The following is a 9,464-nucleotide window of genomic DNA, read 5'->3' on the forward strand; positions in this document are numbered from 1 at the left end:
TCGGCGACGAAGTCCTCGCTACCGCGATCCTCGACCGCCTCCTGCACCACTGTGAAGTCGTCCCGATCAACGGCCCCAGCTACCGACTCAAGAACTGTCTCCAGGCCATCGAGCGTGAGACGGACGTGGCCTGACAGATGGGGACAAAGAAAGGTACGAGACTGGGGATCTAAGTCCGTACGCCGACACCAGGGCCATGCACTCCGGCTCAAGACGAGAGTCTTCAGACGAACTCTGGCTTGGTTCATTGCGCGACACCCTGGCGGAGTCATCGCTGGGGCCCTGCAATATCGGCATCAATCCATCCAAATGTTCGAAGGATATGCGGGGACCAGCGACTCCGGTTTCCGGGCCGAGGTTGAAAGCGAGCAGGCGATCGCACGCGGCGAGGTCTACATGGAAATGATCGACTCCCACCGGCACGCGGGACTGACCGGTCCGTCCGCCGAAGAGGCAGCCCGTCGGCTCACAGAGTTCGGCGAGCGCGCGCAGTTCCAGGGCCAGGTCGCGTTGGACAGACACCGCCTCAAAAGGATCATGAAGCGTCACGACCCGGCGATCTATCCCGGCGAATACATCACCTGTGTCAACGATCCGGCCAAGGCCCTCTGCGAGAAAGCCCGCAGAGGCAACAGCGAAGGACTTCCCTCGCACGGCGGCTGTCTGCCGTTGGCCTGCCGCAACGTCGCACTGACCGCAGAGAACACCGCCGCCTGGCAACGCGAGATCGTCCGCATCGACGGGCGCATCGCCTCGCGGCCAACGCTGCCACCCCGCCTTCGCCAGCTCCTTGAGAGCCGACGGGCCGAGATCGTCGAGTTCCTGACGGCGAACGGGCAGGAGGCTGTTCCGGCATGACTCGCAACGTCCCCGACCTGCCCGAGGCCCTGGTCCGCAAGCACCTTCAGGAGGTGCTGGACATCTGCCGCGAGACCAACAAGCAGCCCAGTGTCCTCATGCTGGCCCGCCGCCTTGACCTGACCAACACCACCTTCCGCCGCCGTTACCCCGACATCGCACGAGAGATCGCTGATCACCGGGCCACCCCCGCCGCTCCTCGCACTGGTCCGACCGCGCACGACAGACTCGTCGCCCGCAACGCGAAGCTCCGGCGGCGCAACCGCGAGCTGACCACTCAACTCGCCCTCGCTGCTGCCCAAATCCAGAACCTTGCCCTGCGCAACGAACGACTCAAAGAGGCACTGGAGGAGACGTCGAACGTCACGAGCATCAACAGCAGGGCACCACGTCGTTGAACAAGGAGCCACAAGATCCTGTGCTACGCCGCCGACCGCCATCGGGGCCAGGGCAGAGGAGCGGTCAACGGTCAGTTCTCAACCATGTCCACAACGTGGCCTGGCACATCGCGCACCAGCCGTTCGGCGTCGTCGCCGGAACACGTCAGTACCAACATGCCCGAACTGTCATGTTCGAGGGGTATGCCGGGACATCGGAGTCCGGGTTCGCCGCCGAGGTGGCCAGCAACGAAGCAGCCGCCCGGCTGGACTACCTCGAAGACCTCTACCGGGACTGGAACGATGGCGGCGCCTCATCTGGCGGGGCCGCCGAGCGGATCTCGGCGGAATTCGAGCGGATCCGCCGCGAGCTCGGGGACCTGCCCGGTGTCGTCTCGTCGTCCGCCCGGCTGCGGACGATGCTGCAACACCTGACCAAGACGCTGCACCCCGGGGTGCTCAACGACTGCTTTTTCCAGGCCGCAACCGCCATCTGCCGCAAGCGCGCCAAGGCTCTCGGCCGACCGGTGCCGCTGCACAACATGTGTCTGCACTGCCCCAACGCGCGCCGGTCGGCGGTGCACCTGCCCCGGCTCACCACGGCACGGAATCAAGCCGTGTCGGTGCTGGACCTGCCCAAGAAGGAGCGCGAGGCCCTGCCCCGGTTGCAGGTGATCGCCCTAACCGACTACGCCACCGAACTCGACGAACTGATCCAAAGCATCCACACGGGCAACGGCACGGAAGGTGTGAGGCCGGCGTGAACGACGAGACTCGACTACGGATCCGGCACACCTTCGACCGGCTCTCGGCAGGCGGCCAAGAGCCCACCGACATCGACCGCTCACTGATGGAGGCGTTCGAGCGGCTGATGCACGGGCTGCCCGAGCTCACCGACGGCAAGATCACGATCGTCAATCTGTGCACGGAGGCCGGGGTCTCCCGAGCCTCCTATTACCGCTCGCCGGTGGCGCAGGCGGTGAAAGAGATCCTGGAAGCGCCGCAGACCCGCCGCCCGGAACCGGAGGAACTGCGGGTGGAGGTGTCCCGGCTGAGGAAGGCGGAGCGTGAGCTTCGCAGCGAGCATGCCGCCGAGACCCGCGAACTGAAGGACACTCTGGCCACCTACGCCAACCAGATCCAGGCCCTGACCTTGCGCAACTCCGAGTTGGAGGCGCAGAACGCCCGTCTCCTCGAACGGCTGCAGCACTCCGGCGAGAACGTCGCCGTCCTGCCAGCTCCGGGCCGTCCGTCGCCCTGACCCGACGCATCACCTATCGGTCCGCGCGGTTTTCAGCGATGTGACCGGGTATGAGGTGGACGGCTCCTGGGGCAAGACGGGGTGTCAAGCAGGCGGAGCGGGCAACGTCAAGAGCTCACCCTTCTGTCCTATGGGCTCATCAGAGCTGATCAGTTCAGTCATGGCTCTGGGCGGGAGAGTCCAGAGGCAGCCAGGCTGTCTGCACAAGCGACGTGCGCAAGTTTCGGATGATCAATACCCCGCGCCCGGGGGGCAATTGAGTTGGCGTCACCCCTCCGAGCAGTTGTCCTTCGACCTGCTGGCCCGACAGCACGATTCCGGAAGCATCAAGCTCTTTCAATCGCAGCATCATTGGCTCATACATGGAGCGTCCGGCGCCCGCACAACGCCGCGCGATGATCAGGTGCAGGCCGAGTTCCTTCGAATATGGCAGATACTCCGTCAATGGATGCAGCGGGTTGCCGGATGCTGTAGCCACCAAGTCAAAGTCGTCCACGATCAGGAACAGCTCGGGCCCGCTCCACCAGCTCCGGTCGTGCAGTTCCTGCGGCGTGACTTCAGGTCCGGGCATGCGTTTCTTCATCACTGCACAAATATCAGGAACCAGAGATTCCAAGGCCGCTGGCATTGCTGCATATTCCGCCTCGTAGGAGTCCGGCGCAACGCGCATCAGTGATCGGCGGTAGTCGCCAATGACGAACCGCGCCCGCTCAGGGGTGTATCGTTCGGTGATCTTTTTCATGATCAGGCGTAGCAGTGAGGTCTTGCCGGACTGCCCATCCCCAAAGATCACAAAGTGGGGGTCTGTGTCGAAGTTGATGTATGCCGGATCACCCCACTCTTCGATACCGATCGCCAAGCCCAGTGATGGAATATGATCCTTGGGCAGTTGATTGGCGTTGAGTACCTTGGGTAGAGTCCTAGGGCCAAGTGGTACGTCGCCTTGCCAAGCATCACTAACTTGGTTTGCCAGGCGGGTAAGGCCATCAGCGCCACTCGCCCCTTCCTGCACGGTGTCAATGCGCGGCAGTCCGGCGAGAAACTGTTGCTTCTCAGGTGTTAGTCCACGTCCTGGCTCTCCGGCTGGAATATTCTGCGCTAGTTGGGGGTCGATCTGCGATTCCGAGGCATCGTCGAGTTTAAGCTCAAGTCGAGTCTGCAGCGCCTCACCGAGTTCTGGCGGAAGTTTTCCATAGGTGGTTGCGCTGATCAGCAAGTGAATTCCCAATGCATTGCCGCGCTGTGCAATTTTCACGACGGCTGGCACTAGCTCGCTAAACTCTCGGGAAAAGGTTTCCCAGTCGTCGATTACGAGAAAAACGTCACCGTAGGGCTCGCTGGCTAGATGGCCACGGGTTCGCTCTGCCCTGAACTCAGAGATTGAATTGATTCGATTGCCGAGAAATACTTCGGGGCGCCTGTCGAGTACAAACTGAACATGCGTCAGGGTTTGCCTCACCAGGCCGTCTTCGTTTCGCATGACAATAGAATAGGAACCGACATGCGGCAGCGGGATCAAGTCAACGAGCTGGCCGCTGAAACTTCCGTCCAGGCAGTAGAACTGCACCTCGGACGGGGTGTGCGTGACGGCTAAAGAAGTGACAAGCGTGGTGAGCAGAGTAGACTTTCCAGAGCCTTTACCGCCCACCACGAGGACGTGGCCCGCATTGCCGGAGAGATCTAGGTAGTGAATGTCGCATCGAAGCTCGAAAGGAACATGCACGATGCCAACCGGGACGACGAGTCTACCTAGGGCAAAGTAATCACGTGACGTGAGCCCACGTGTGGGACTGACCTCCAGCGGAGGCAGTAACTGGTCGAGGTTCGGAGACGTGATTGATCGCTGCCAGGCAGGAGCGGCATCACCTGCTGCACCGCTCACACTACTTGACTCGCCATCGACGAGAAGTGCTGTCTGTCGCCGCGCATCGAAGAGGAGGCGTGGGTGCGCACTTTGCAGCTGGGCCGCTCGATGACTCCGTCCCCCGGTACGGTCTTCTTCTGCGGACTCGTCGGCTGTCTCATCGTCGGCGGAGGCAGACGTTGCAGCCACAGATGCCCCCGCATCTGGTACTGATGGGCTCGCTTGCCTCGTGGCGGCGGCGGCCCGGCGGCGCAGTCGCTTAGTGTCCGTCCACCGTTTGCGCCACTCCGCAAGGCGCTGCGGATTGCCAGACGTAAGCAGACGAACCAGTTCCAAGGTGTAGTCAAGGCTCGGAAACCGCTGCCCATTTACGGCCTCGGCAATGCCACTAGCTGACAGCGCGCGTCGACCGGCGGACCGCGACGCCTTTGCAAGATCCCTAAACGATGGCGCCCCGGCCTCCAGGTACAACTGCTCCAGCCCGCGCCAAAACGCATGAAGTGCCCTGTCGGCCTCGCCAACAGGACTTCCAGTCTCCGGCATCAGCTTGTCCTGCCCCCGTCTTCATCGATCTGCGTTTCCAGGCTAGGGGCACCGGCTTGCTCGTGGAGCGCGTTTCTCCGAACAGCAGCGAACGGTGGCGAACAGATGGGGGGACACCGGATCTGCGCGCTGACGTTCGCTGTTGGCCTGCTTTCTACGCAGCTGGATGAGTCTGTTCGCCGAACTGGATCACTCTGCCGTCGCACGCTGAGCTGGAGTCATGACTGACATTGAGCGCACTCCCAAGCACCACTCCGACTCGGCCCGTCCTGGCCCGCTTCATTCCACAGAGGCGCCGCTGCACGACCGAGTGTTCGAACTGCTCGCCCTGGTCTCCTTGCTGGGCATCGCGTCCCTGGTCTACGTCGTCGCCGGGCCAGCTGCCTTCTCCGCAGTCGTCAGCGCAGGTGTCGGGTTGTTCGCCACGTGGCGCGCTCGGCGTTGACGGCCCTCGTGTGCCGCCCGGTTTCCACTGGCGAGCGTGAATGATCGTGTCGGACTCTCTCTGCCTGCTCGAGGATGGTGGCCGAGCCGCGGCCATCGTTCATTGGGTGCCCGACGGCGCCAGTGGCTGGCTGGCCCGAGGCGCCTTCACGTGGGGTCAGTCGCCCACATCCCAATGAGGAGCGAAGCCTGGGGAAGTGGCGATGGGACCCTATGTCTCGTTGCCACCCACCGTTCTCGATCTCGCAGCGGCTGTCGGACGCACGAAGTCGGTTGGCTGCAAAGGGGTATCCCCCCTGAGACACCGTGGCCTGGGACAGGTTGACAGACGGCATAACTCCGAGGTTGTACCAGTACACACACGGCAGGTCGTCTTCGATGGGTCCGGCGTGCTCGTAGGCGTCCAGGGCGGCGTTGGCGGACCGGTCGGCGGCCCGGGTGTCGCCGGCGTGCGCGTGGGCCCGGCAGACGCGCGCGTGGAGCATGGAGGTCAGGCGTGCTGATCCCGTCTTCGGTGCCTGCGACAGGGCGGCTTCGACGAGGTCGACTGCGCCGCGGGGGTCGCCGGTGGAGTAGTACTCGCCGAGATCGGAGACGACCGCGACCGCTTCGCCGACGCCCGAGCACTGAAGGCATACGCCGGCTCGGCCCCCATCACCCGCGCCTCGGGCAGGAAGAAGTTCGTCGGGCGACGCTTCATCAAGAACGACCGACTGATCAACGCCGGCTTCCTGTGGGCCTTCGCCGCCCTCAACTCCTCGCCGGGGGCCGATGCCCACTACCGCCGCCGACGCCAGGCCGGCGACTGGCACGCCCAAGCCCAGCGCCACCTGTTCAACCGACTCCTCGGCTCTACCACTGCCTGCACGCTCGGCAGCTCTTCGACCAGGGCTGATGCGTTCTCAGTTGGCGAGATGGACTGATCGCCTGCGTACGCGCCGCCGTGGTCGGTTCGCCCGGTTCGGCAACGGGAGACGCGACCCCTGATGATCAAGGTTCTCGAAGCCTTTGACCACGAACAGGGGTCGCGTTCGCGTGCCATCCTCCCTGATCGGTGTCCTGCAGCGCCACTGCGAGGACATCGACTCCACCTGCCCGGATCCGGCACAGCTCACCTGCCTGGCGGACGTGTTGAGCCGGATACCCGATCCCCGCCGTGCCCGGGGCCGCCGCTACTGCCTGGGCTCCCTGCTCGCGCTTTGCCTGGTCGCGGTCCTCGGTGGAGCCCAGTCGCTGGCCGCCATCGCCCGCTTCGCCGCCGATACCGACTCCGGCCTGCGCGAAAAAATCGGACTGACCTCCAGCACGCCGGATGCCTCCACGCTGGGACGGCTCCTGGCCCGCCTGGACGGCGATGCTCTGGACGACGCCGTAGGCGCCTGGCTCGCCCGGTACGCCGCTGACCCGGTCGACGAACCCGGCCACCCCCTGGTCGGCCTGGCCGTCGACGGCAAGACCGTGCGCGGATCCCGCACCGACGGCACGGCCGTCCACCTGCTCGCCGCCACGCTGCACGCCTGCCAGACCGTGATCGCCCAGCGCCAGGTCACCGCGAAGAGCAACGAAATACCCGCCTTCGCCCCGCTGCTGAACCGGATCGACCTGCGCGGCGTCGTCGTCACCGCCGATGCGATGCACACCCAGCGCGCCCACGCCGAACACGTCGTCACTGCCGGCGGCCACTACCTTCTGGTCGTCAAGGGCAACCAGAAGAAGCTGCTCAGACAGCTGCGGCGCCTGCCCTGGAAACAGATCCCGCTGCAGACCCGCACTACCGGGGCCGGGCACGGCCGCCGCGAGGTCCGCCGTCTGAAGGTCTGCACCGTCCGGCCGGGTCTGCTGTTCCCGTATGCCGTCCAGGCCATGGAAATCAAGCGCCGCCGCACCCACCGAAAGACCGGCAAGGTCCAGACGAAGACGGTGTACGCGATCACCAGCCTCCCGCCCGAGCAAGCCGGCCCGCCACAAATCGCCGAACTCGCACAGAATCACTGGTCGGTCGAGGCCCTGCACCACATCCGGGACGTCACCTACGGTGAGGACGCCTCGCGAGTACGTACCGGCACCGCACCCCGCGCAATGGCCACCCTGCGCAACCTCGCCATCGGACTCATGCGCCAAGCAGGCTGGACCAACATCGCCGCCGCAGCCGATCACTACAGGTCACGACCTCAACACGCAACCGACATGCTCCGACTCACGGCCTGAGAACGCATCGCCCCTGGTGGACGGGCCATCGCACGAGCCCCCGCAACGAGTTACGGCAACAACTTTTCCCGCCTCGTCCATGCCAAGAACCAGCAGGTCGGCGGCTGACCGCACATCTGCGATCACACACCGAAGTGTCCTATCGGTCTGAAGCCGTGTCGATTCGAGTCAGCACCAGGTCAGCCAACTCCTGCGGGCTCAGCTCGCCGTCCAGGAACACCGTGTCGCTGGGCAGGGTGTCGGCCGCGGCCATGCACGGTCCGATCCTGTCCTTGCACCAGCGCCGCACCCGTTCGTCCTGCTCAGGGTTGTCTGGGGTGAAGCTTCGGCCGTCGATCCGCTTCTCCAGGACCCCTCGGGAGACCTTGAGGAAGAAGTGGTGAACGTCGATGCCCGCATCCTTCAGGGCGCTGAAGATCTCACCGGCATACCCGGAGTTGACCAAGGTCATGGGGACCAGGACCGGGCGGCGGTACTCCTCGACCAGCCCCACCGCCAGTTCGGCGACCTGCCGCCGCCACAGCCGGAGATCCTGGAAGTCGCCGGTCGGCACCTCCACGATCTCCCGTAGCACATAGCCGACCATCTCTGGGTCATAGACCAGTGCCTCGGGCCAGCGCGGACGCAACTCGTCCACCAGCGTGCTCTTCCCGCTGCCGAATGCCCCGTTCACCCAGACAATCAAGGCAGTCCTCCCCACCCCGCTGCCAGGCCCGCGCGTCGGGCCCGGCGTGTCGGATCAGCATGCCGCGCGGCCTGGGTGGGGCCAAACTCCGTTGCCAGAACATGCCCGGAAGATCGCTGGGTGGAGCCGAATCCCACTGTCAGCGAAGCCGGTTCACTTTGTCGAGGCCAAACGACCCCATCCCATCGTCACGAACATGTAGTCTATGAATCGCCGCAGTTCAGAGCCGGTGCATGAGCTCTCGCGGTCGGTAAACTGGACGACATGGTCCACAACCTCAAAGCCGTTGAAGCAGCCGGCCGTCCGGCCAACAAGCTCGGCACCTACCTACGGCCGGGCGTTCTCGTCGTCGATGAGGTGAGCTACGAGATCCTTGAACGAGGAGAAGCCAACCTGGTCTTCCAGGTGATCTCAAAGCGGTATGAAAAGGGCTCGATCATCCTGACCTCAAACAAGACCTTCAGTGAATGGGGACAGGCGTTCGGCGATGAAGTCCTCGCCACCGCCATCCTCGACCGGCTCCTACACCACTGCGACGTGATCTCCATCAACGGACCGAGCTACCGGCTCAAGAACCGCCTCAAAGCCATCGAGCAGGACACCGACGTGGCCTGACATGCCACTTCGCACTCAGCGGCTGGAGGCATGATCAGTCGCCGTCAAATCGCTGGAAGATCGCGGAGAACTCGTCCGTTTCGATCAGTCCGGCGATCACCTGGGTCATGTTGTCGATGCCGGGGTCCCGGACGATCAGGCTGTCCGAGACCCAAAAGTAGCGGCCATCCAATGCCTCGCCGCTGCGTCTCCACGTCTCCAGCAACTTCTCGACTTCAGCGACGGTGACGACGGTCGCGCTCCACCGGGATCCGTCCGTTAGCCGGACCTCGGCATCGACGTTGCACACCAAGTCCAGGTCCTCGCCAGAGCTGAGCAGGAACGACGCCTCGAAGGCGTCCGATTGAACCCGATACCACGGCCCATCCCAACCTCGTTCGACCGATCCGGGAGATGCCTTCTGACTCATCTTGCGAGTGTCTCTGGCCAGCCTGACGATCTCAACCAGAATCCTCAGCCGTGCTCCTGCCCATGGCATAGCTGGGGACGTTCATCCGTACGCGACTGGGGAGCTTAAGAGGATGTCTCATGTGGTGAGTTTCGCGAGCTTCTTGTAGCAGGTGAGGGCGGCTGCGAGGCCGAGGAAGGCGAGGAAGTGGGAGCCTTTTC

The 9,464-nt window shown here is 64.1% G+C and carries 10 protein-coding genes and 2 pseudogenes; 9 read left to right on the forward strand and 3 right to left on the reverse strand.

All coding sequences use genetic code 11. The features are described from left to right. The 5 genes from ACFY2B_RS45710 to ACFY2B_RS45730 all read left to right on the forward strand — a co-directional run. Positions 1-134: ATP-binding protein (locus tag ACFY2B_RS45710; RefSeq protein ID WP_390768987.1), on the forward strand; the 134-nt coding region annotated here is incomplete at its 5' end. 175 nt (positions 135-309) lie between these two features. Further along, entirely contained in the window at positions 310-858 is a 549-nt protein-coding gene (locus tag ACFY2B_RS45715; RefSeq protein WP_390768978.1) for a hypothetical protein, read from the forward strand. Continuing rightward, a complete protein-coding gene (locus tag ACFY2B_RS45720; RefSeq protein ID WP_390768979.1) occupies positions 855-1,256 on the forward strand; it encodes a hypothetical protein in 402 nt (133 codons plus the stop codon). The genes ACFY2B_RS45715 and ACFY2B_RS45720 overlap by 4 nt, the downstream gene beginning before the upstream one ends. A gap of 95 nt (positions 1,257-1,351) precedes the next feature. Continuing rightward, complete coding sequence (locus ACFY2B_RS45725) at positions 1,352-1,999, forward strand: hypothetical protein (RefSeq protein WP_390768980.1); 648 nt, start codon at positions 1,352-1,354, stop codon at positions 1,997-1,999. Further along, complete coding sequence (locus ACFY2B_RS45730; RefSeq protein ID WP_390768981.1) at positions 1,996-2,496, forward strand: hypothetical protein; 501 nt, start codon at positions 1,996-1,998, stop codon at positions 2,494-2,496. Before ACFY2B_RS45725 ends, ACFY2B_RS45730 begins: the two co-directional genes overlap by 4 nt. 154 nt (positions 2,497-2,650) lie before the next feature. Here ACFY2B_RS45730 and eccCb read toward each other — a convergent pair whose 3' ends face one another. Continuing rightward, complete coding sequence (gene eccCb / locus ACFY2B_RS45735) at positions 2,651-4,378, reverse strand: type VII secretion protein EccCb (protein ID WP_390768982.1); 1,728 nt, start codon at positions 4,376-4,378, stop codon at positions 2,651-2,653. Positions 4,379-5,123: 745 nt separating this feature from the next. On the opposite strand from eccCb, the gene ACFY2B_RS45740 reads away from it, so the two are divergent. The 3 genes and pseudogenes from ACFY2B_RS45740 to ACFY2B_RS45750 all read left to right on the forward strand — a co-directional run bounded on the left by ACFY2B_RS45740 (position 5,124) and on the right by ACFY2B_RS45750 (position 7,555). Beyond that, positions 5,124-5,348: a hypothetical protein gene (locus tag ACFY2B_RS45740; RefSeq protein WP_390768983.1), complete on the forward strand. Its 225-nt coding sequence runs from the start codon at positions 5,124-5,126 to the stop codon at positions 5,346-5,348. Positions 5,349-5,913: 565 nt separating this feature from the next. Continuing rightward, positions 5,914-6,242 (forward strand): annotated as a pseudogene (locus tag ACFY2B_RS45745) (transposase); the annotation flags it as partial. Between the two features lie 140 nt (positions 6,243-6,382). Next, on the forward strand, positions 6,383-7,555 hold the full coding sequence (locus tag ACFY2B_RS45750) for an ISAs1 family transposase (RefSeq protein ID WP_390768984.1): 1,173 nt from the start codon (positions 6,383-6,385) through the stop codon (positions 7,553-7,555). Positions 7,556-7,694: 139 nt separating this feature from the next. Here ACFY2B_RS45750 and ACFY2B_RS45755 read toward each other — a convergent pair whose 3' ends face one another. Further along, on the reverse strand, positions 7,695-8,240 hold the full coding sequence (locus ACFY2B_RS45755) for an AAA family ATPase (protein WP_390768985.1): 546 nt from the start codon (positions 8,238-8,240) through the stop codon (positions 7,695-7,697). A gap of 255 nt (positions 8,241-8,495) precedes the next feature. On the opposite strand from ACFY2B_RS45755, the pseudogene ACFY2B_RS45760 reads away from it, so the two are divergent. Continuing rightward, positions 8,496-8,855 (forward strand): annotated as a pseudogene (locus ACFY2B_RS45760) (ATP-binding protein); the annotation flags it as partial. A 34-nt stretch (positions 8,856-8,889) separates the two neighbouring features. Here ACFY2B_RS45760 and ACFY2B_RS45765 read toward each other — a convergent pair. Further along, complete coding sequence (locus ACFY2B_RS45765) at positions 8,890-9,264, reverse strand: hypothetical protein (protein WP_390768986.1); 375 nt, start codon at positions 9,262-9,264, stop codon at positions 8,890-8,892. Positions 9,265-9,464: the final 200 nt, after the last annotated feature.

It is taken from the genome of Streptomyces sp. NPDC001270 (assembly GCF_042896695.1).
Classification (GTDB): Bacteria; Actinomycetota; Actinomycetes; order Streptomycetales; family Streptomycetaceae; genus Streptomyces.

Bases quoted from the DNA above. Each gene is read 5' to 3' on its own strand.
- ACFY2B_RS45715 (WP_390768978.1), top strand. From the start codon at position 310: ATGTTCGAAGGATATGCGGGGACCAGCGACTCCGGTTTCCGGGCCGAG.
- ACFY2B_RS45720 (WP_390768979.1), top strand. From the start codon at position 855: ATGACTCGCAACGTCCCCGACCTGCCCGAGGCCCTGGTCCGCAAGCAC.
- ACFY2B_RS45740 (WP_390768983.1), top strand. From the start codon at position 5,124: ATGACTGACATTGAGCGCACTCCCAAGCACCACTCCGACTCGGCCCGT.
- ACFY2B_RS45765 (WP_390768986.1), bottom strand. From the start codon at position 9,264: ATGAGTCAGAAGGCATCTCCCGGATCGGTCGAACGAGGTTGGGATGGG.